This window comes from Streptomyces sp. NPDC059785 (genome assembly GCF_042732375.1).
Classification (GTDB): domain Bacteria; phylum Actinomycetota; class Actinomycetes; order Streptomycetales; family Streptomycetaceae; genus Streptomyces.
Genome location: NZ_JBHWHV010000022.1, coordinates 18,738 through 40,000 on the forward strand (window position 1 = coordinate 18,738; position 21,263 = coordinate 40,000).

16 protein-coding genes and 2 pseudogenes are annotated in these 21,263 nt (G+C 74.4%); 5 read left to right on the forward strand and 13 right to left on the reverse strand.

The features are described from left to right. Positions 1-142: 142 nt before the first annotated feature. Positions 143-1,036: an MEDS domain-containing protein gene (locus ACFV6E_RS18350; protein ID WP_385174903.1), complete on the reverse strand. Its 894-nt coding sequence runs from the start codon at positions 1,034-1,036 to the stop codon at positions 143-145. Positions 1,037-1,174: 138 nt separating this feature from the next. Between ACFV6E_RS18350 and ACFV6E_RS18355 the strand changes: the two genes are divergently transcribed. Together ACFV6E_RS18355 and ACFV6E_RS18360 are read left to right on the forward strand one after the other, a co-directional pair. Then, positions 1,175-3,247 (forward strand): ATP-binding protein, encoded by a 2,073-nt coding sequence (locus tag ACFV6E_RS18355; protein ID WP_385462765.1) that lies wholly within the window; start codon positions 1,175-1,177, stop codon positions 3,245-3,247. 782 nt (positions 3,248-4,029) lie between these two features. Beyond that, positions 4,030-4,851, forward strand: coding sequence for an alpha/beta fold hydrolase (locus ACFV6E_RS18360; RefSeq protein ID WP_385462768.1), 822 nt, complete (start codon positions 4,030-4,032; stop codon positions 4,849-4,851). A gap of 62 nt (positions 4,852-4,913) precedes the next feature. Here the strand turns inward: ACFV6E_RS18360 and ACFV6E_RS18365 are convergent, their stop codons facing one another. Continuing rightward, positions 4,914-5,669, reverse strand: coding sequence for a class I SAM-dependent methyltransferase (locus ACFV6E_RS18365; RefSeq protein ID WP_385462771.1), 756 nt, complete (start codon positions 5,667-5,669; stop codon positions 4,914-4,916). Positions 5,670-5,724: 55 nt separating this feature from the next. Here ACFV6E_RS18365 and ACFV6E_RS18370 point away from each other — a divergent pair, with 55 nt between their 5' ends. Continuing rightward, entirely contained in the window at positions 5,725-7,323 is a 1,599-nt protein-coding gene (locus ACFV6E_RS18370; protein ID WP_385462774.1) for an alpha-amylase family glycosyl hydrolase, read from the forward strand. A 19-nt stretch (positions 7,324-7,342) separates the two neighbouring features. On the opposite strand, the gene ACFV6E_RS18375 is transcribed toward ACFV6E_RS18370, so the two are convergent. Further along, on the reverse strand, positions 7,343-8,539 hold the full coding sequence (locus tag ACFV6E_RS18375) for a flavin-dependent monooxygenase (protein WP_385462777.1): 1,197 nt from the start codon (positions 8,537-8,539) through the stop codon (positions 7,343-7,345). A gap of 422 nt (positions 8,540-8,961) precedes the next feature. Here ACFV6E_RS18375 and rho point away from each other — a divergent pair, with 422 nt between their 5' ends. Next, complete coding sequence (gene rho / locus ACFV6E_RS18380) at positions 8,962-10,101, forward strand: transcription termination factor Rho (RefSeq protein ID WP_385160193.1); 1,140 nt, start codon at positions 8,962-8,964, stop codon at positions 10,099-10,101. A gap of 148 nt (positions 10,102-10,249) precedes the next feature. Beyond that, entirely contained in the window at positions 10,250-11,449 is a 1,200-nt protein-coding gene (locus tag ACFV6E_RS18385; RefSeq protein WP_385160195.1) for a D-alanyl-D-alanine carboxypeptidase family protein, read from the forward strand. Positions 11,450-11,721: 272 nt separating this feature from the next. On the opposite strand, the pseudogene ACFV6E_RS18390 reads toward ACFV6E_RS18385, so the two are convergent. The 10 genes and pseudogenes from ACFV6E_RS18390 to ACFV6E_RS18435 all read right to left on the reverse strand — a co-directional run. After that, positions 11,722-12,333, reverse strand: a pseudogene (locus ACFV6E_RS18390) (glycosyltransferase family 87 protein); the annotation flags it as partial. 221 nt (positions 12,334-12,554) lie between these two features. Next, positions 12,555-13,943, reverse strand: a complete 1,389-nt coding sequence (mptB, locus tag ACFV6E_RS18395) for a polyprenol phosphomannose-dependent alpha 1,6 mannosyltransferase MptB (protein WP_385160197.1) — start codon at positions 13,941-13,943, stop codon at positions 12,555-12,557. A 110-nt stretch (positions 13,944-14,053) separates the two neighbouring features. Beyond that, a complete protein-coding gene (locus tag ACFV6E_RS18400; protein WP_385160199.1) occupies positions 14,054-14,986 on the reverse strand; it encodes a glutaminase in 933 nt (310 codons plus the stop codon). Between the two features lie 97 nt (positions 14,987-15,083). Beyond that, a complete protein-coding gene (locus tag ACFV6E_RS18405) occupies positions 15,084-15,917 on the reverse strand; it encodes an undecaprenyl-diphosphate phosphatase (RefSeq protein WP_385160201.1) in 834 nt (277 codons plus the stop codon). A gap of 102 nt (positions 15,918-16,019) precedes the next feature. Beyond that, a complete protein-coding gene (gene crcB / locus ACFV6E_RS18410) occupies positions 16,020-16,388 on the reverse strand; it encodes a fluoride efflux transporter CrcB (RefSeq protein WP_385160203.1) in 369 nt (122 codons plus the stop codon). A gap of 9 nt (positions 16,389-16,397) precedes the next feature. Next, the gene (crcB, locus tag ACFV6E_RS18415) at positions 16,398-16,925 is read right to left on the reverse strand and encodes a fluoride efflux transporter CrcB (protein ID WP_385462780.1); all 528 of its coding nucleotides are present in this window, start codon (positions 16,923-16,925) and stop codon (positions 16,398-16,400) included. A 202-nt stretch (positions 16,926-17,127) separates the two neighbouring features. Beyond that, complete coding sequence (locus tag ACFV6E_RS18420; RefSeq protein WP_385462783.1) at positions 17,128-18,105, reverse strand: SMP-30/gluconolactonase/LRE family protein; 978 nt, start codon at positions 18,103-18,105, stop codon at positions 17,128-17,130. 141 nt (positions 18,106-18,246) lie between these two features. Continuing rightward, positions 18,247-18,534, reverse strand: coding sequence for an ArsR family transcriptional regulator (locus ACFV6E_RS18425; RefSeq protein ID WP_385160209.1), 288 nt, complete (start codon positions 18,532-18,534; stop codon positions 18,247-18,249). 257 nt (positions 18,535-18,791) lie between these two features. Further along, positions 18,792-19,076, reverse strand: a pseudogene (locus tag ACFV6E_RS18430) (glycosyl hydrolase 53 family protein); the annotation flags it as partial. A 138-nt stretch (positions 19,077-19,214) separates the two neighbouring features. Then, the gene (locus ACFV6E_RS18435; RefSeq protein WP_385462786.1) at positions 19,215-21,236 is read right to left on the reverse strand and encodes a beta-galactosidase; all 2,022 of its coding nucleotides are present in this window, start codon (positions 21,234-21,236) and stop codon (positions 19,215-19,217) included. Positions 21,237-21,263: the final 27 nt, after the last annotated feature.

Below are 21,263 nucleotides of genomic sequence, written 5' to 3' on the forward strand. Positions count from 1 at the left end.
GGAGCAGGTCCCGCCGCCTCCGTGCCCGGAGCAGGTCCCGCCGCCTCCGTGCCCGGAGCAGGTCCCGCCGCCTCCGTGCCCGGAGCAGGTCCCGCCGCCTCCGTGCCCGGAGCAGGTCCCGCCGTCTCGCGTCCGGTGCGGGTCACAGCGGATCCGCGTCCGGCTCGAGCCGCAGCCCCGGCACCCGGTCCCAGCCCGCCACCCGCATCACCCGCCGGACATGCGGCGCCACCCCATACAGCACGAGGGTGCCGCCGGCCTCGTGCAGGCCGAGGGCGCTGAAGACCAGCAGCCGCAGCGCGCCGACGTCCACGAAGGACAGCTCGCGCAGGTCGAGGCGGGTCCGCAGGCCGTTCGCCGTGCGGCCGCGGGCGCGCTCCGTCTCGGCGTGCAGCGCGCGGGCCACCGCGGTGACGTTCGTGTCGTCGACCTCGCCGGCCAGGGCCAGGCCCGGTGGTGTGAAGGTGCGGGTGATGGTGAGGAGTTCGTCCTGCCAGACGTGGTCGGCGGCGACCCGGCCGTGGTGCAGGCCGTCGAGCGGGGCGAGCTCGCTGTCGTCGAAGACACGGCGGTCGTACTGGCAGATGCCGAGGACCGGCAGCGAGGCGAAGACGGTGTCCAGGAGCAGTTCGCTGTCGTGCAGCATCTTCAGCCCCGTACCGGCCCGGCCGCGCAGGATCTCCAGGCTGACGCGCAGTCCGAGGAAGCCGTCGCCGACCGCGCGGCGCGCCTCGCGGCGGATCACCTCGTCCAGGTCCCACAGGCCGTCGGGGGAGGCGAGATGCGGGTCGACCAGGAGCCGGCCCGCCGCGATCTCCTCCTCGACCGGGCAGCCGTGCGCCTCCAGGAAGGACAGGGCGAGGGAGGCCGGGATGTCGCCGGGCGGCAGCACCAGTCCGCGGTGCCCGCTGGCCAGCCCGTCCAGCAGGAACACCGCGAGGACGGCCTCCCGCTCCTCGTCGGTGTCGTAGCCGAGCAGCAGGTGGTCCCCCGACCGCATCCGGCCGACCGCTGTCAGTGCAGGTGCGACGGTCATCCCCCACAACTCCAAGGTCGCCGCTGGACGGGCAAGTGCCGGTGCCCTATATGCAAGTGCCCTTCCCACGCTACGCCCGACGCCGCGTCGGCGTCAGAGGGTTATGGTGACCGCCATCGGGTCCGGTGAGGGGGAACGATGGCGGCCTCAGTGCGAAAAGGCATCACCGGCGGCCTCCCGGCCGAGGCCAACGCGTTCGTCGGCCGGCGGGACGAACTCCTCCGTATCTCCGAACTCCTGGCCGCCTCGCGGCTGGTGACGCTCACCGGCCCCGGCGGTGTCGGCAAGTCCCGGCTGGCGCTCAGGGCCGCCCATGCCGTACGGAACGCCTTCCCGGCCGGGGTGTGGCTGGTGGAGCTGTCGGAGCTGCGAAACCCGGACCTGCTGACGAACGCGGTGGCGCAGGCGACGCGGCTGACCGAGCAGACGCTGCTGCCGCTGCTCGACGCGCTCTGCGAGCACCTCGCCGGGGCTCCGCTGCTGCTCGTCCTCGACACCTGCGAGCACGTGCTCGGGGAGTGCGCACGGGTCGTGCAGGAACTGCTGGCGCGCGTCCCGGAGCTGCGGGTGCTGGCCACCAGCCGGCAGCAGCTCGGGGTGCCGGGCGAGCAGTTGCTGTCGGTGCCGCCGCTGCCGCTGGGCGAGCACGCGGACGCGGTGGCGCTGTTCGTGGCGCGGGCGTCGGCCGCCCTGCCGTCGTTCGCGCTCACCGACGCCAACCGGGCGGGCGTCGCCGCCGTCTGCGCCCGGCTCGACGGGATACCGCTGGCGCTCGAACTGGCCGCGGTGCGGCTGCGCGGCTTCCCGCTGGACCGGCTCATCGAGGGCCTCGACTCCCGGTTCGACCTGCTCGTCTCGCCGGCCAGGCCGCGGCTTGCCCGGCACCAGACGCTGCGCACGACGATCGGCTGGAGCCATGAGCTGTGCAGTCCGCTGGAGCGGCTGCTGTGGGCCCGGCTGTCGGTGTTCGCCGGCGGCTGGGACGTGGAGGCGGCCGAGTTCGTGTGCCACGGCGGGCCGCTGGACGCCGAGGAGATCCTCGCGCTGCTCGCCTCGCTCACCGAGAAGTCGATCGTGATCCGGGAGGACGACGGCGCCGCCGTCCGCTACCGCATGCTCGACACGGTGCGCTCCTTCGGCGCCGAGTGGCTGGACGGCCTGGGCGAACGGGCGGCGGTACGGCGCCGGCACCGCGACTACTTCCGCTGGATCGCCCGCCAGGGCGAGGCCGAGTGGCTGGGCCCGGGCCAGCGCATGTGGGCGGAGCGGCTGGCCGCCGAGCATCCGAACATGCGGCTCGCGATGGAGGAGTGCCTCGCGGCGCCGGAGCCGGAGACCGCCCTGGAACTGGCCGGCACCCTGTGGTTCTTCTGGTTCGCCTGCGGCTTCGCGGAGGAGGGGCGCGGCTGTCTTGAGCGGGCGCTGCGCCGGGCGCGCGGCGGCGGGCCCGAGCACACCCTCGCGCTCTGGGCGCACCGCCTGGTCACCGTCGTACCGGACGACCTGGACGCGGCCGAGTCGGTGAGCGCGGCGTACGTGTGGCTCGCCGAGGAGCGCCGGCTGCCGGTGCCCGCGCTGCCGCTGACCGGGGCGAGCCTCGCGGTGCGCGGGGAGTCGGCGCGGTCGGCCGTGCTGTACGGGGCCGCGTCGCCGTGGCCCGGGGGCGGGGGCGGGGCCGAGTTCTTCCAGTTGCTGACGCTGGCGATGCAGGCGTATCTGCTGGCGGGGCAGGGCGCGTTCGTGCGCTGTGCGGCGGTCGCCGAGCGGCTGCGCGCGGACTGCGCGAAGCGGGGCGAGCTGTGGATGCGGTCCTGGGGCGAGTTCTTCCTCGCGCTGTGCGCCCTCGGTCTCGGCCGTCCCGACGACGGTGTGCGCACCGCCCGCGAGGCGCTGGCCGCCAAGTGGCAGGTGCACGACGGGCTCGGTGCGGCGGCCGTCACCGACCTGCTGGTGGCCGCGCACGCCGCGCGCGGCGAGGCGGAGCGCGCCGCGCAGCTGCTCGGGGTCGCCAGGCGCCTGTGGTACGCGACCGGACTGCCCCGGCTCGGCACGTCCCGGACGTCGGTCTTCCGCCGCGAGTACGAACGCCGCCTGCGCGCGACCCTCGGCGAGCCCCGCTTCACCGAAGCGGTACGCGGGGGCCACGCCCTCGCCCCGGAGGCGGCAATCACCCTGGCACTGGACGACACAGACCGGCGACAGAACGGCTGAGCCGCGGCACATCCCGCCGGAAGCACGAGCACCGACTCCGCACGACGCCCCGGCAAACCCCGCCTCACCGAAACGGAACGCACCGGCCACGCCCTCGCCCCGGAAGCGGCAATCACCCTGGCACTGGACGACACAGACCGGCGACAGAACGGCTGAGCCGCGGCGCATCCCGCCGGAAGCACGAGCACCGACTCCGCACGACGCCCCGGCAAACCCCGCCTCACCGAAACGGAACGCACCGGCCACGCCCTCGCCCCGGAAGCGGCAATCACCCTGGCACTGGACGACACAGACCGGCGACAGAACGCACTGGGCGACACGGACCGGCGGCAGGACGCCTGAGACGCGGCGCATCCCCGCTTTCTCCGGCTCTCCCGGCTCCCCCGAGTCCCGGCCGGGTTCCTCGTCGGGTCCCTGGCCGGGTGGCCGCTCGGGTGCCCGGTCGGCCCCGTTCGAGGGGCGGGGCGGTGTGGTCGGCGGCAAGATGCAGTCATCTGACAGATTCGGCGGACGCCGCCGGCGCCTAGCGTGTTCGTCGTGGCCTCCGGCGAGCCGCCCTCCGACGACGCGGGGCGGACCGCGCGGTCTGCACCGCCGACGCGTCACGGCCGTACCGGCCGGACCGCGGCCCTCCCCACCGCCCACCGACCACGCTCCGTCGACCACGCTCCGTCGACCACCGACCAGGGTCCCCGGGACGTCGCCGGCCCCGTGCCGCGCCCGCACCGCGCCGTCCCACCGGCGCACGGGCACGGTCACGTGCACCTCTGAAAGGCACCATCGTGAGCACGTTCACCACCGCCGACGGCACCGAGATCTTCTACAAGGACTGGGGCACCGGCCGCCCGGTCGTCTTCAGCCACGGCTGGCCGCTCAGCGCCGACGCCTGGGACGGCCAGCTCCGCCTGGTCGCCGAGGCCGGTTTCCGCGCCGTCGCCCACGACCGCCGCGGCCACGGCCGCTCCGGCCAGTCCTGGCAGGGCAACCACATGGACCAGTACGCCGACGACCTGGCCGAGCTCCTGGAGAAGCTCGACCTGCGCGACGCGGTGCTGGTCGGGCACTCGACCGGCGGCGGCGAGGTCGCCCGCTACATCGGCCGGCACGGCACCGGGCGGGTCGCCAAGGCGGTTCTGCTCGGCGCGGTGCCGCCGCTGATGCTGAAGACGGACGCCAACCCCGAGGGCACCCCCGTCGAGGCGTTCGACGACATCCGCGCCGGCGTCGAGTCGGACCGTTCGCAGTTCTACCGGACCCTCAGCGAGCCGTTCTACGGTGCCAACCGGCCGGGCAACAAGGTCTCGCAGGGCAAGCGCGACGAGTTCTGGCTCCAGGGCATGCAGGCGGGTCTGAAGGCCGCGTACGACTGCGTCGAGCAGTTCTCGGAGACCGACTTCACCGAGGACCTGAAGCGGATCGACGTACCGACGCTGATCGCGCACGGCGACGACGACCAGATCGTGCCCATCGCCGCGTCGGCCCTGAAGACGGCCGAGCTGGTGAAGGACGCGACGCTCAAGGTCTACCCGGGCGGCTCGCACGGCCTGGTCGGCGACTTCGAGCAGGCGTTCGACGCCGACCTGCTGGAGTTCGTCAAGAGCTGACCCCGAGAGCAGCGGACGGCGGGTCCTCTCGTGCGTAGCCGGTGCGGCCGTGGCCGGGCCGGCTACGGCGTGCCGCGCGTGGCCAGCACCAGCCGGCACCGCGGAGCGCCGTCGCGCCTGCGCCCGAACTCGGGCAGGGCCCGCAGCTCCACCGTGAACCCGGCCCGCGCCAGCTCCCGCCGTACGTCCCCGAGCCGGAACGCGCGGTAGTACATGACGAACGGCGGCCGCCACACGGCGTTGCGCACCCGCATCGCCGTGTCGAAGCCGAGCAGCGCCCAGTACCAGGGGGAGGTCGGCGGGGGCGGCGCCATGACCGGGAACGCGAACCGGCCGCCGGGCCTGAGCACGGACCGCACCTGCCCGAACAGGCCCGGCAGTTCGCACGGCAGGAAGTGCCCGAAGGCGCCGAAGCTGACCACCAGGTCGAAGACGGGGCCGAAGGGCAGCGCGCGGGCGTCGCCGCGCACCCACGAGACCCGGGGCGGCCCGCCCTCCCCCGGCCGTTCCCGCGGCCACTCGCTCTGGCGCTCGCGGGCCACCGTCAGCATGCCCGCGCTGATGTCGACCCCGGTGACCCCCTGCGTACACAGTCCGCGCAGCACCTCCATCCCCGCGCCCGTACCGCAGCACAGGTCGAGCCCGTGCCCGAAGGGCCCGGCGGGGCGGAGGGCCGCCGCCACGGCGTCGAGGACCGCGTCCGGCGTACGGAACGGGGTGTGGTCGAACTTCGGCGCCAGCAGGTCGTAGCCGTGCTCGACGGACGACAGCGCCTGGACGGCGAGTTCGCGGAGGGTGGGCCCGTGCTCAGTGAACATCAGGGGCAGCTTACGGTCTTGCCGCCCACCCGCTCCCTTGACCTATGGTCGCGCAATGACTTCGTTCCGTCCCGCCCCCGGCTGGCTGGCCGACGCCGTCTTCTACCAGATCTATCCGCAGTCGTTCGCCGACTCCGACGGCGACGGCGTCGGCGACTTCGCCGGGATCACCGAGCGCCTCGGCCATCTCGCGTGGCTGGGCGTCAACACCGTGTGGCTCAACCCCTGCTTCGTCTCCCCGTTCCGCGACGCCGGGTACGACGTCGCGGACTATCTGGCCGTCGCGCCCCGCTACGGCTCCGCCGACGGCCTCGCCAAGCTCGTCGACGAGGCCCGCCGGCAGGGCATCCGCGTCCTGCTCGACCTCGTCGCCGGGCACACCTCCGACGCGCACCCGTGGTTCACGGCCTCGGCCGACGACCCGGACGACGACCGCTACATCTGGGCGCCCGAGGGCTGCCCGGACGGGTACGTGCCCTCCCCCGGCGCCCGCCCGGGCGCGTACCTGCCGAACTTCTTCGCCTCGCAGCCCGCCCTGAACTTCGGCCACGCGCGCCAGGACCCGGCGGAGCCGTGGCGCCTGCCGGTGGACGCCGAGGGCCCGCGGGCCAACCGCGCCGCCCTGCGCTCCGTCATCGACCACTGGCTGCGGCTCGGTCTCGCGGGCTTCCGCGTCGACATGGCCGCCTCCCTCGTCAAGGACGACCCCGGCAGGCGGGAGACCGCCGCGATCTGGACGGAACTGCGGCACTGGATGGACCGCGCGCACCCCGAGGCGGTGCTGCTGTCGGAGTGGGGCGACCCCGAGGTGTCCGTGCCGGCGGGCTTCCACGCCGACTTCTTCCTCCAGTTCGGCGGCGCCACGGACGGGCTCGCCCTGCGTTCGCTGTGGAGCAACGGCGAGGGCACGGTCAACGAGGACTGGGATCCCCTGGACTGCTTCTTCGACGCGAGCGGCCGTGGCTCACCGCGTCCCTTCCTCGACGCGTGGCAGCGCGCCTGTGCCGCCCTGGACGGTACGGGCTTCATCTCGCTGCCGACCGCCAACCACGACTTCTCGCGCCTCAACTGCGGCCCGCGCACCGCGGAGCAACTGCCCGTGGCCTTCGCCTTCCAGCTCACCTGGCCGACGCTCCCGGCGATCTACTACGGCGACGAGATCGGCATGCGCTACGTGCCGGGCCTGCCCGACAAGGAGGGCAGCGTCCTCGGCCCCCGCTACAATCGCGCGGGCTCCCGCACCCCGATGCAGTGGGACGACAGCGCCAACGCCGGTTTCTCCACCGCCTCCGCGGACCGGCTCTACCTCCCCGTCGACCCGGACCCGGCCCGTCCCACGGTCGCCGCCCAGCGCGCCGACGACACCTCGCTCCTGCATCTCGTACGCCGCCTCGTCGCGCTGCGCACCAGCCGGCCCGAACTCGGTTCCGCCGGTTCGGTGGAGGTGCTGCACGCGGGCCATCCGTTCGTGTACGTGCGCGGCGGGCGGTATCTGGTGGTGGTCAACCCCCGCCGTGACGGCGCGAGTCACCGCCTCGACGGGTACGGGGCGGCCACGGACGCGCGGCCGCTGGAGGTCTCCGGTGTCCGCGTCGACGGGGACACGGTCACCGCGGAGGGCTTCTCGTACGGGATCTTCGCGCTCGGCCGGTAGCACTGGCCGGTAGCACTGCTCACAGGAAGGGCGTGCCCGGGTCGACTCCCGCCAGCACCCGTCCGAAGATCTCCAGGTTGGTGGCGGGGTTGACGAAGGAGTGCAGGGCGAGGGCGTGGATGTCGCGGGTGATGCGCTGCATGGGCACGTCCTCGTGCAGGGAGGAGGCACCGGCCGCGGCGGCCAGCAGGTCGACGGCCTCCTTGCAGAGCCGGGTCAGATAGCCGCTCTCGGCCCGGATCCGGGCCCGCTCGGTGTCGCTGTACGGCGCGCCGGTGCGGGCCTTGTCCTCGATCTCGGCGGTCAGCCGGCCGGCCATCAGCTCCGCCCCGGAGACCTTCAACTCGGCCTCGGCGAGCTGGAGATGGGTGACGGTCGCCTCGTGCTGCCGCTCGTGGAAGGTGTACGTGATGCCCCGGCGGCGCATGCGCCCGGTGAATTCCCGCATCGCGGCCCGCCCGAGGCCCAGTGCCGCCGGGGCGGCCCAGGCGCAGAACAGCGGCAGCACCGGCATGCGGTAGAAGGGGTCCTCGGCGTTGGCCTTGGACGGGAACTCCCCGGCGAGCAGCGGTCCGACCGGCAGCATCCGGTGGGCGGGTACGGGAATGTCCCGGGCCACGACCGTGTTGCTGCCGGTACCGGCCAGGCCCGTCACATGCCAGTCGTCGAGGATCTCCAGCTCGGACATGGGGACGGCGGCCCACAGCAGCTCCGGCGGCCCGTCGGGCACCCGTCCGTCCGCGGTCGTCACGACGCAGGTGAGCAGGTGCCAGTCAGCGTGGTGGCAGCCGGTCGCGAACGCCGAGGCACCGCTGACCAGCCAGCCGTCGTCGCGCGGGACCGCCCGCGCGCTCGGGATCAGGGTGCCGCCGATCCTGGCGTCGGGGCTGCCCGAGCAGCTGAAGAACTCGTCCTGCGCGTCGTCGGGGTAGAGCGCCGCGATGTAGGAGACCCCTGCCTGGGTCAGCGTGACCCACGCCGTGGAGGCGCACTCGGCGGCGATCTCCGCGAAGGCGGCGACCTGGGTCCGCAGCGGGGTCTGGTATCCGCCGTAGCGCCGGGGCACGTTGACCCGGTGGACGCCGGTGGCGGTGAGCGCAGCGGCGACCTCGTCGGGCACGCGCCGTCCGCGCTCGGCGCGCAGCGCGTTCTCCCTGATCAGCGGCCGTAGCGCGCGTACCCGTTCGACGACTCCGGCATCCTCTGTATACCCCATGCGGTCACCGTCGCGCGGGCCGTCCGCCGTGTCAACGGCACCGTACGTGGAATCGGTCCGCCGCCCGCCACCGGGGACCGGCGGCAGGAATCGGCCTCCTGTGCTATGGTCGTGACAGCACTTGTGTACGCCGCTTCTTCCGGCGCCGGTGCTGAATCCCTTCTCCCGCCGCGACGCCGCCCGTCCTTCACTGACCGGATCGGCGAACCGGCTTCCGGCATCACCTCCCGCGCGGCACGGCCACGGACGCACCCGTACGTCGGTACGTCCGCCGTTCCTCCGCCGTACGCGGGGCGCCGTACGCGGGGTGCTGTCTTCCCGGCCGCACCAGGCGTGACCACGCCGCCTCACGGGCCCTTCCCCGCATCCCTCCCCTCCCCCTCTCCTCTTCCTTCTCCTCTCGCAGTTCGAAAGGACCTCTCATGACCACCACACTCGAACACCCTCCGGTACGGCAGCAGCTTCCCGACCAGGTCTTTGGTGTCCTCGACATCGCGGACGGCGGGCAGGGCCGGCTCCGCGCCGCCGACTGCCTGCCCACCCCGTCCGACGTCCAGGTGCCCGCCGCGCTGATCCGCAGGCACGGTCTGCGCAAGGGCGACACCGTCGAAGGCGTGCGCGGCGGACCCCGTGCCCTCGCCGGGGTGGAGCGGATCAACGGCCGTACGCCCGGGGAACTGCGCCGCCGCCCGCGCTTCGGCGACCTGACCCCGCTGCACCCCCGTGACCGGCTGCGGCTCGAACACCCGGCGAGCGGTCTGGCCGGGCGCGTGGCCGATCTGTTCACGCCCGTCGGCAAGGGGCAGCGCGGTCTGATCGTCGCGCCGCCGAAGACCGGCAAGACGGTGCTGGTCCAGCAGATCGCCGCGGCCGTCGCGGGCAACCACCCCGAGTGCCACCTGATGGTGGTACTGCTGGACGAGCGCCCCGAGGAAGTCACCGACATGCGGCGCTCGGTGCGCGGCGAGGTGTACGCCTCGACCTTCGACCGGACGCCCAGGCAGCACATCGCGCTCGCCGAACTCGTCGTGGAGCGGGCCAAGCGGCTGGTCGAGCAGGGCCAGGACGTCGTGATCCTGCTGGACTCGCTGACCCGGCTGTGCCGGGCGCACAACAACGCGGCGGCGGGCGGCGGCCGCACCCTCAGCGGCGGCGTCGACGCGGCCGCGCTGCACGGGCCCAAGCGGTTCTTCGGCGCCGCGCGGCTCGCCGAGGAGGGCGGTTCGCTCACCATCCTCGCCACCGCCCTGGTGGAGACCGGCTCGCGCGCCGACGACTTCTTCTTCGAGGAGCTCAAGAGCACCGGCAACATGGAACTCCGGCTCGACCGGGGCCTGGCCTCCCGGCGCGTCTTTCCGGCCGTCGACCTGATCCCGTCGGGTACCCGGCGTGAGGAACTCCTGCTGTCCGACGAGGAGTTGGCGGGCGCCCGGGGACTGCGGCGCGCCCTGCGGTCCCGGGAGGGGCAGGCGAACCTGGAGACGCTGCTGGAGCGGATGCGGGCCACTGCGGACAACGCGGCGTTCCTGCGGCAGGTGCGGCCGACGCTGCCCGCCGCCTGACGGCGCGCTCCCGCGCCCGACGCCGCCCGCCGCCCGACGGTGCGTCCCCGCGCCCGGTACCGGCGGACCGTACGGCATCCGGGTGCTCGGTCGCGCGGCCCGGCCCCGGCAGCCGGGTATGTGGCGGATCCCTTCCTACGTTTGCGGTATGACTATCAGATTCTCGCTGCGCTGCTCGTCCCGCGTGGCCGTCTCCTGCCTCGTCGTCTGCGCGGTGGGCGCGCTGGCCGTCGCACCCGGGCACGGCCCGGCCCGCGCGGATCCGGGAGCGCCCGGCTCCGGACCGGTCGCCGCGCAGCCGGAGCCGCTGTACCGCCCCGGCACCCAGGTCCGCGCCCGCGCCGGAGCACCCGCGCTGCCCGCCGTGTCCGCGCTGTCCTGGCTGGTGGCCGACGCGGACTCGGGCGAGGTGCTCGCCGCGCACGACGCGCACCGCCCGCTGCCGCCCGCGAGCACCCTCAAGACCCTTTTCGCGCTCACCGTGCTGCCCGCGCTGCCCGGCGGCGTCCGGCACACCGTCACGCCGGAGGACCTGGAGGGCATCGGCGAGGGCAGCAGCCGGGTCGGCGTCGCCGAGGGCCGCACGTACCGCGTGGACGACCTGTGGCGCGGGGTCTTCCTGAACTCGGGCAACGACGCCGTGCACGTGCTCGCCGCGATGAACGGCGGCTGGCAGGCCACCGCGGAGCGGATGCGGGCCAAGGCCCGCTCGCTCGGCGCGCTCGACACCCAGGTCATGTCCCCCGACGGCTACGACGCGCCCGGGCAGGTGTCGTCGGCGTACGACCTGGCGGTCTTCGGGCAGGCGGGGCTGCGCAACGCGGACTTCGCCCGGTACTGCGCCACCGCCGCGGCCTCGTTCCCCGGTGACGGCTCGTCGTACCCGATCCACAACACCAACCGGCTGCTCACCGGAGCGAAAGGCGTCGAGGCGTACCCGGGGCTGATCGGGGTGAAGAACGGCTACACGAGCAACGCGGGCAGCACGCTGGTCGCCGCCGCCCGCCGGGGCGGCCGCACCCTCGTCGTCACCGTGCTGAACCCGCAGGTCCGCGGCGCGACGACGGTGTACGAGGAGGCGCGCTCGCTGCTCGACTGGGGCTTCGGCGCGGCCGGTCTGGTCACCCCCGTCGGCTCGCTGCACTCCGCGTCCGTGCCGTCCGGCGCCGCGCTGCCGGCCGGCCGCCGCTCGGCTCAGGCCGGTCCCGCGGCGGCGCCCGCCGCACCGGCCGAGGAGGGCGGCAGCGGCTGGCCGGAGACCGGGGCGATCGCGGGCGCCGCCGGGGTGGGCGCCGGAGCCGTGGCCCTGGCGCTGCGGCTGAAGGGCAACCGGCCCTCCCGCGGCTGACCGGCGGGCAGCCGCAGCAGCAGCCCCAGCGTGATCCACACGTAGGTGTTGGAGCCGAGGAACCCGTCGATGCCGGAGGCGTCGTCGTACCAGAGCCAGACCACGCTGCTGCACAGCACCGCGTACAGGGCGCCCGCGGTCCGCAGGTGCCGGCGGCGCACCAGGACGGCGAAGGACGGCAGCAGCCAGACGAGGTGGTGCACCCAGGTGATCGGGCTGACCAGACAGGCGGCGAGGCCGGTGAGCGCGAACGCCGCCGGCCGGTCCCCGGCGGCCGCGGCCCTCGAGGAACGCCACGCCCAGACGCCCAGGACGGCGACGGCGGCCAGCGCCCAGACGGCACGGGACGGCTCCCCGGGAGCGGCCAGCCGGGCCAGTACTCCTTGCAGCGACTGGTTGGAGACGTAGGCGAGACGGCCGATGCGGCTGGTGTCCCAGACCGCGTCCGTCCAGTAGAAGCGCGAGGCGCCCGGTGCCGCCCAGAAGGCCAGCGCGGTGGCGCCGGCCGCGACGGCCGTGGCGGTCCCGGCGGCCCGGCGGCGCCCGGCGAGCAGCAGCAGGCCGATGAAGAGCGCCGGGGTCAGCTTGATCGCCGCCGCGAGGCCGATGCCGACGCCCGCCCACCGGCCGCGTCCGGTGGACAGCAGCCGCATGTCGGCCAGGACCAGGGCGAGCAGTACGAGGTTGACCTGGCCGAAACTGACGGTGTCGCGGACCGGTTCGAGCAGCGCCAGCAGCGGGACCGCCAGGGCCCGGGCGAACCAGCCGTGCCGGCGCAGTCCGTCCCCGGCGAGGCACCACAGCACGGCGCCCGCCGCGGCCAGGTTCAGCAGCAGCGCCGCCGCGATCGCGACCGGCAGCGGGACCAGCGCCATCGGCACCATGCTGACCGCCGCGAACGGCGGATAGGTGAAGCCGTACGTGGTGCCCGGCACCCGGTAGTCGTAGATCCGCCCGCCGTGGTGGATCCAGGTGTCGACGGCCCCGTAGTAGACCCGCAGGTCGAACCAGCCGCGCAGCAGCGGCACGGTGGCGGTGAAGACGCCCACGGCGAGGGCGAACACCAGCAGCAGGACGAGACGTCCCCGGTCGGTGCGCGGCAGCCTCACGCGGTCCGCCCCAGGGCCGGGGCCTGGGCCGTCTGGTGGGCCTGCCACAGGACGACCGCGCCGAGCGCGCCGCCGCAGACGGCGAGCGCGAGCTGTTCGGCGTCCGCGGGATCGCCGCTGGGCAGGACCGCGAGCGCGAGTACCGCGCTGGTGATCGCGAACCGCCGGCGCACCGGCCCCTCGGGCGCCGCCGCGGCGACGAGGAACAGTCCCCACAGCGCGTACCAGGGGCGGACGGCCGGGCCGAACGCGGCCACGGCCGCCAGGCTCAGGCCCAGGGCGTAGACCGGGGCGGGCCGCAGCCGGAACCAGACGATGAGGATCACCAGCAGACCGGCCAGCAGCCCGGCCGCGTGCCACAGGGGCAGGGCGAGCGGGGCCAGACCGCTGCCGAGGTGGTGCAGCAGGGTGCCGGTGGCGTTGCCGAGCACGCTGGTCGGCGACCAGTTGCCCGGGGAGACGGGGGTCTTCAGGCCGGCGATCCAGCCGTATCCCGTGCCGGCCAGGGCGGTCGCCGCCATGGTGGTCGCGGCCGCCGCGGCGGCGGTGGTCAGCAGAGTCCTCGGCAGGCCGTGCCGGCGGCGCAGGGCCACGACCGCGAGCAGGCCGAGCGCGGCCGGTGCCTTGACCAGCGCGGCGAGGGTGATCAGACAGACGCCGAGGACGTGCCACCGGCCGCGCGCGGCGACCAGTCCCGCGCCGAGCAGGCCGAGCATGAGGGCGTCGTTGTGCGCCCCTGCCACCAGGTGCAGCAGGACCAGCGGGTTGAGGGCGCCCAGCCAGAGGGCCGCGGCCGGGTCGGCGCCGCTGTGCCGGGCGAGGCGGGGCAGCGCCACCGCCATCAGCGCCACGCCCGCGAGGGCGACCAGGCGCATGCCGAGCAGTCCGGCGGGCAGCTCGCCGCCGGTCAGCCGGGACAGCCCGGCGGCCACCGCGAGGAAGACCGGCCCGTACGGGGTCGCGGTGTGCTGCCACACCGGTGCCACCTCGTCCGCGAGCGGCCCGCCGAGCTGGGCGGGGCCCTGGGCATGGACGTCGATGCCGGCGTGCACCATGGCGCCCTGCGCGAGGTAGCTGTACACGTCGCGGCTGAACAGCGGGGGCGCGAGCAGCAGGGGTGCGGCCCAGACGGCGAGGACCAGGAGCAGTTCGCGCGGGGTGGGCGGTTCGGGGCCGCGGACGACGGTGCCCAGCAGGGCCCAGGCGGCTATCAGCAGGACGGCACCGAAGTACACGCCGATCAGGCCGAGCGCGGCGCGCCCGGACTCGGGGGCGATCAGCTCTCTGACCGGCAGCGCCCCGGCCGTCTCACCGCCCGCCGTGAGGAAGGCGGTGCCGGCCAGACCGAGTGCCTGGCAGCGGCGGAGATCGACGGGGAGTGCCATGGCCAACACCCGGGGAGCGTGTCACCGCGTGGTGGCCGGGGGGCGAATCGGCGCCCTCGCTCGGGCGGACTGCGTGTGACCGGGACGTGAGCGCGGGCGCGTGGCAGGGCTCAGAACACCGACAGTCCCGTGAGGGTGGTGAAGCGGTCCAGGGCGGCGACGCCCGCGACCGAGTTGCCGCGCTCGTCGAGCCCCGGGCTCCACACGCACAGCGTGCACCGGCCCGGCACCACCGCGACGATGCCGCCGCCGACGCCGCTCTTGCCGGGCAGCCCGACCCGGTAGGCGAAGTCGCCCGCCGCGTCGTAGGTGCCGCAGGTGAGCATGACGGCGTTGACCTGTTTGGCCTGGCTGCGGCTGAGCAGCCGGGTGCCGTCGGCGCGGACGCCGTGCCGGGCCAGGAAGCCGGTGGCGAGCGCGAGGTCGGCGCAGGAGGCCTCGATGGAGCACTGAAGGAAGTACTGCTCCAGGAGCAGCGGCACGGGGTTGCCGATGTTGCCGTAGGAGGCCATGAAGTGCGCGAGGGCCGCGTTGCGGTCGCCGTGCGCGGCCTCGGAGCCGGCCACGTCCCGGTCGAAGCCGAGGCGGGGGTTGCCGCTCTCCTCGCGCAGGAAGGCCAGCAGGGTGCCGGCCGCGTCGCCGGTACGGGACTGGAGCCGGTCGGTGACGACGAGGGCGCCCGCGTTGATGAACGGGTTGCGCGGGATGCCGTTCTCGTACTCGAGCTGGACCAGGGAGTTGAAGGGGTTGCCGGAGGGTTCGCGGCCGACGTGCTCCCACAGCTCGTCGCCCTCGCGGGCCAGGTCCAGGGCGAGGGTGAAGACCTTGGTGACGGACTGCGTGGAGAACGGCTGCCGCCAGTCCCCCACCCCGTACACCGTCCCGTCCAGCTCGGCGACGGCCATCCCGAACCGGCGCGGATCGCAGGCGGCGAGCGCCGGAATGTAGTCCGCGGACCGGCCCCGCCCCGGCGTCTCCTCGATCTCCCCGGCAATGAGCTCGAGAACCGGCTGAAAGGACTCCGTCGACACCATGATCACCATTCTGCCCCGCCCTGAAGGGGCGAGGGGAACTGCGCGACCAGCCACGACGGCGAGGCAGCCGAACGGCGGCGGACCTACCCCGCACAAGCGCTGCCGCTCACCCCAGCGCCCCCGCGCCGAGCAGGCCGAACAGGAGCAGGCCGATGACGATCCGGTAGATCACGAACGCGTTGAACGAGTGCTTGGCGACGAACTTCAGCAGCCAGGCGATGGAGCCGTACGCGACGACGAAGGAGACGACCGTGCCGGCGACGAGCGGCGCCGCGCCGACCCCCGTACCGAGGGCGTCCTTCAGCTCGTACAGCCCGGCGCCGGTCAGGGCGGGGATGCCGAGGAAAAAGGAGAGCCGGGTGGCCGCGACCCGGTCGAGGTCCAGGATCAGCGCGGTCGACATCGTGGCGCCGGAGCGCGAGAAGCCGGGGAAGAGCAGCGCCAGGATCTGCGAGCTGCCGACCAGCATGGCGTCCTTGAAGGACGTGTCGTCCTCGCCCCGCTTGTGCCGGCCCATCCGGTCGGCCGCCCACATCACGCCGCTGCCCACGATCAGGGACCCGGCGACCACCCACAGCGAGGCGAGCGGCCCCTCGATGAGCGGCTTCGCGGCGAGGCCGACGATCACGATCGGGATCGTGGCACAGACGACCCACCAGGCGAACTTGTAGTCGTGGTTGTCCCGCTGGTCGCGGTGGCGCAGCCCGCGCCCCCAGGCGGAGACGATCCGCACGATGTCCTTGAAGAAGTACACGAGCACGGCGGCGATCGCGCCGACCTGGATGACCGCCGAGAACCCGACCACGGCGTCGTCGTCGACGGGGATCCCCATCAGCCCCTCGGTGATCTTGAGGTGCCCGGTCGAGGAGACGGGCAGGAACTCGGTCACCCCCTCGACGGCTCCCAGTACGACGGCCTGACCGACGTTGATGACGCTCATGTGATCCAGTTCTGCTCGGGCTTGTGGTGGGCGGCGGGACAGTCTTACTACACGGACATGACGACGCGCGGCCGGGCCCGGCGGTTGTCCGAAGGCCCGCTCTTACCAGGCGCCGGCCAGCCACACCCCGGCGGACGCGGCGGCCAGACCGGCCGCCACGCTGCCGAACACGTTCGCGGCGGCGTACCCGCGCGCGCCGTCCCCGGCCAGCCGCAGGGTCTCCCAGGAGAAGGTCGAGTACGTGCTCAGCGCCCCGCACAGGCCGGTGCCCAGCAGCAGCTGGACGTGGGAGCCCGCGGCTCCGGCGGCGGCCGCGCCGGTCAGCAGACCGAGGATCAGGGAGCCGGTCACGTTGACCGTGAAGGTGCCCCAGGGGAACACCTTGTCGTGCCGCGCCTGTACCGCGCGGTCGGTGAGGTAGCGCAGCGGCGCACCGACCATGGCGCCGACGACGACGAGCAGCCAGTTCACAACGACCTCTTACCTTCCCTGTCCGTTACGTCCGGTCCGCCGCCGTCCGGCCAGGACGGCCCGCCGGGTCGCCATCGCCGCGAGCCACACCGCCGCGAGCGCCGCGCACGCCGTCCCCGCGAGGTAGCGCAGCGCGGTGCCCGGGTGGCCCGCGTCGAGCAGCCTCTGGATGTCGACCGCGTACGTCGAGAAGGTGGTGAAACCGCCGAGCACCCCGGTGCCGAAGAAGGGGCGGACCAGCCGGTGCACCGCCCGTGCCTCGGTGATCACGACCATGAAGACGCCGATCACCGCGCAGCCGAGGACGTTCACCCAGAACGTCGTCCAGGGGTAGCCGCCGGGCTCCCCCGGCCACAGCAGCCCCGCCGCGTAGCGGGCCGCGGCGCCGATCGCGCCGCCGAGCGCGACCACCGCCACGGCGGAGCCCTGGCCGCGCCATGGGGGCGGGGTCCGGCCGGGCGCGGACGGGGTGGGGGCGGGGACGGGGGCGTCCGGTGACCCGGCGGCGCCGAGTGCCTCGTGCTGCGGGCGTGCCATGAACGTGTCTCTCCTACTCGCCGGGACCCGGCGTGCCGGGCGCGCTCCTCCCGGCCGTGACCAGGAGGTACCGCACTGCAAGTAGGGACCGTTGGCGGCGACGGTGCCGCGGTTGGGTGCGGCGGGCCCCACCGCCGCGCCGCGCATCGGGTCGCGGCCGCAGACCAGGGTAACGCCGTGGGGGTCCGGCCGCGCGTACGGGTCAGCCGGTGGCGGGCGGTTCACAGACGGCGACGCCGGCTTCCCACATGCTGCCGAGGACCAGCCGCCCGCCGGTCTCGCAGACGGCGGTGACCATGCGGAACCCGCCGTGCCTGCGCTCCAGGTGGTGGACGGTGCGGCCGTGGTCGTCGACGGCGAGGACACCGGCGTACCCGGTCGGCCGGTAGGGGACGCGGAGCGCGGCGCGGGCGGCGGCCCGCCGGACACCGGGGCCGCGGCGGTGCAGCAGGTCCAGGCCGGGGACGCGGGGTCCGGCCAGCGCGACCCAGAGGGGGCCGCCGGGGGTGCGCGAGATGTTGTCGGGCGCGCCCGGCAGGTCGTCGGCGAGTACGTCGTGGCGTCCGGCCGCCGGACCGGTGAGCCGGACCCGGGTCAGCCGCCGCGCCCCGGTCTCCGCGACGACGAGGAACGACTCGTCGGCCGAGGCCGCCACCCCGCCTGCGAACCGGAGCCCGTCCACGACGACTTCCGGCTCCTTGTCGTCCGGGGCGAGGCGCAGCAGCCGGCCGGTACCGGTGTGCTCGACCAGGTCCCCGATCCAGTGCTCCAGGGGGTGGCGGCGGCTGGAGACGGTGAAGCAGACGGTGCCGTCGGAGAGCACGGTCGCGTTGCTGCAGAAGCGCAGCGGTTCGCCCGCCGCCGAGTCGGCGAGCACCCGTACGGTCCCGTGCTCCGGGTCGACGGCCAGCAGGCCCCGCTCGGCGTCGCAGACCAGCAGGGAGCCGTCCGGGTGGAGCGCGAGGCCCAGGGGCCTGCCGCCGGTCCTGGCCAGCTCCTCGACGCGCGGGCTGCCGGGGAGGGTGAGCCCGTCGATGCGCAGTACGCGGCCGTCCGCGACGCCGGTCAGCACCCGGCCCCGGTCGTCGGCGACGACGTCCTCGGGTCCCTGCCCGCCGATCCGGACGTACCGCCGGGGTGTGAGCGTGCCGGGGCGAGCGGAGCCGCGGAAGGGGGTCATGCGCTGTACTCCCGTTGGTCGTGGCGGGCGGACGTTCGTCACGGGGACATTCGTCGTGGTGGGCGGGGCGTCTTCCCAGGCTCCGGGTCCGTGCCCCGGGGGCCGAGGGGCTTACCGGCCGTCCTACCGGCCGCTGCCGTCCTACCAGCCCTTCTCGAAGAGGTGCGCGACCTCGGCGATGCGGTACTCGTCGCGGCGGTAGCGGGTGCGGTCCCCGCTGCCCTCGGTCCGCAGCAGGCCCAGCCGGGCGAGGAGTTCGAGGTGTGCGGTGGCGACGGGCAGGCTGATGCCGAGCGCGGCGGCGACGGAGGGCGGGCTGACGCCCTCCGCGACGAGCGCGCCGCCGCCGGACGCCGGGGCGTCCTGTGCGGGGTTGCGCATCCACTCCAGGATGTCCAGGCGGGTCCTGCCGACGGGAAGCTTGAGCATGGAGTCCCCCTCCGTCCACGGCCGTCCCGGCCCCTTGTCCCACGGCCCGACGTGACGCGCACGGCCCGCCGGGGCCCTTCTCCCGAGAGGGCCGGCGGGTGTGGGGGCCGTGTACCGAACGGTAGCGGGCCGAAGGGCCCGGCCGCCGTGTCAACGGCCGGACCCCGGCCTGCCCGGCGGTGGCCGGACCACGACGTGGCCGCGAGCGCCGTGGCGTCGTGGCCGCGCAGCGCCCGGTGCGCCCAGCCCTTGCCCGGGGCCGCGTCCGCGGTGGGATCCCAGCCGTTGCCCCGTGACCGTGGTCCAGTGGTCTCCCGGGGGAGGACGCCCAGGCCACGGCCGTTCGGGACGGCCTCCACGATGTTCGTCACGTCCCGCGGCCGGGCGGTCCGCCCGGCCGTCGGGGCCGTGTGACCGGAGACCGGCTCACCGGTCGTGTCGATGATGTTGGTGAGCGAGTCGTCGCGGCCGGGCCGGAGCGGGTACGCCGTCCCGGCCGCGAACACCGGCTTGTTGTAGCGGGTCGCCGCGTCGTCCGGCATGGCTGGAAGTCCACGAACGAGCCGTGCGGACAACCGTAGTACGACAGACCGGTCGCGCAGAAGCGAATGCCGCAGGACGGACACCGGCCTTCCCCCGGCGAGAGCGACGGCTCGCCGGGGGAAGGGCCGCCGAGCCGGTCAGCCGTCGAGGCGTACGACGCGGACCGCGCCCGCGGGCACCGCGAGGCTTCCGGCGGCGCGCTCGCCGGTGAGGAGTTCGGCGCCGGGCGTCTCCAGCGGCACCTCGGCGTCGGACGCGGTGTGGTTCACGGCGAAGACGAAGGTGCCCGCCTCGCCGGTGCGGCGCACGACCTCGACGTCCCGCGGCAGCTCGGCGCGCGGGGCGGTTCCGGCGTCCCCGGCGGCCAGGCCGAGCACGGCGTCGAGCCCCTGGACGCCGAGCCGGGTGGACACGTACCAGGCCGTGCCGGCGCCGAACCGGTGCCGGGTGACGGCCGGGCGGCCCGCCGCGAGCCCGTCGGCGTAGCGGTACACGGTCTCCGCTCCGCGCTCCACCACGAACTCGCTCCACACGTCACCGCAGAGCTCGGCGCCGTCGGGACCGGTCAGGCGCACCCGGTCGTCCTTCAGCAGCGGCGAGAACTCCTCGACGGTCAGCCCGAGCACGTCCCGCAGCGCCCCCGGGTACGCGCCGTCGTGCACCGCGTCGTGCTCGTCGACGATGCCGGAGAAGTACGAGACGACGAGCGTGCCGCCGTTCTCGACGTAGGCGCGGACGTTGAGCGCCGCGGCCTCGGTCATCAGGTACAGGGCCGGTACGACGACAAGGGGATAGGCCGACAAGTCGGCTTCCGGGTGGGCGAAGTCGACCGTGACGTGGCGGTCGTACAGCGCCTCGTAGAAGGCGTCGGCGCGTTCGCGGGCGTCGTGGTCCTCGCTGGGGCGCCACGGCAGGGTCTGCGCCCACCAGGAGTGCCAGTCCCACAGCAGCGCGGCGTCGGCGACCGTGCGGGTGCCCCTGACCGGGGCCAGGGCCTCGACGGAGGCGCCGAGCTCGACGACCTCGCGCCACACCCGGGAGTCGGTGCCCGCGTGCGGCACCATCGCCGAGTGGAACTTCTCGGCGCCGCGCCGGGACTGCCGCCACTGGAAGAACATGGCGCCCTCGGAGCCGCGGGCCACGTGCGCGAGGGAGTTGCGGGCCATCTGGCCGGGGGCCTTGGCCGGATTGCGGGCCTGCCAGTTGACGCCCGACGTGGAGTGTTCGAGCAGCAGCCAGGGGGCGCCGCCGGCGACGGAGCGGGTGAGGTCGGCGGCCATCGCGAGGTTCACGTGGGTGCGGCGGCCGTCGGTGATCAGGTAGTGGTCGTTGGAGACGAGGTCGACCTCGCGGCCCCAGGCCCAGTAGTCGACGGTCTCGCACTGGCTGAGCGCGGTCATGAAGTTGGTGGTGACCGGGATGCCGGGGGCGAGGCGGTGCAGGATGTCGCGTTCGGCCGTGAAGTTCTCGCGCATGGTGGCGTCGGCGAAGCGCTTGTAGTCGAGCGCCTGGCCGGGGTTGCCGACCGTCGGGGTCAGCCGGGGCGGCTCGATCTGGCCGAAGTCCGCGTAGCGCTGGCCCCAGAAGGCGGTGCCCCAGGCCTCGTTGACCGCGTCGACGGTCCCGTAGGTCCGGGCGAGCCAGCGGCGGAAGTGGGCGGCGCAGCTCTCGCAGTAGCAGGCCGAGACGGGGACGCCGTACTCGTTGTGGACGTGCCAGAGCGCGAGCGCGGGGTGGTCGCCGTACCGGGTGGCCAGTTCGGTGGTGACGGCCGCGGCGGCGGCGCGGTAGTCGGCGTTGCTGTGGCAGATGGCGCCGCGGGAGCCGAACGCGTAGCGGGTGCCGTCGGCGGCGACGGGCAGCGCCTCGGGGTGCTCCCGGTAGAACCAGGCGGGCGGCGCCACCGTGGGCGTGCCGAGGTCGGCGCGGACGCCGTTCTCGTGCAGCAGGTCGAGCAGGCGGTCCAGCCAGCCGAAATCGTGGACCCCCCGGGCCGGTTCGAGCAGCGCCCAGGAGAATATCCCGACGCTCACCATGGTGACGCCCGCCTCGCGCATCAGCCGGACGTCCTCGGCCCAGACGGATTCCGGCCACTGCTCGGGGTTGTAGTCCCCTCCGAAGGCGAGCCGGGTGAGGCCCTTCGGGGTGGTCTCCGACATGGATCTCTCCCGTGAGTCGATCAGTTG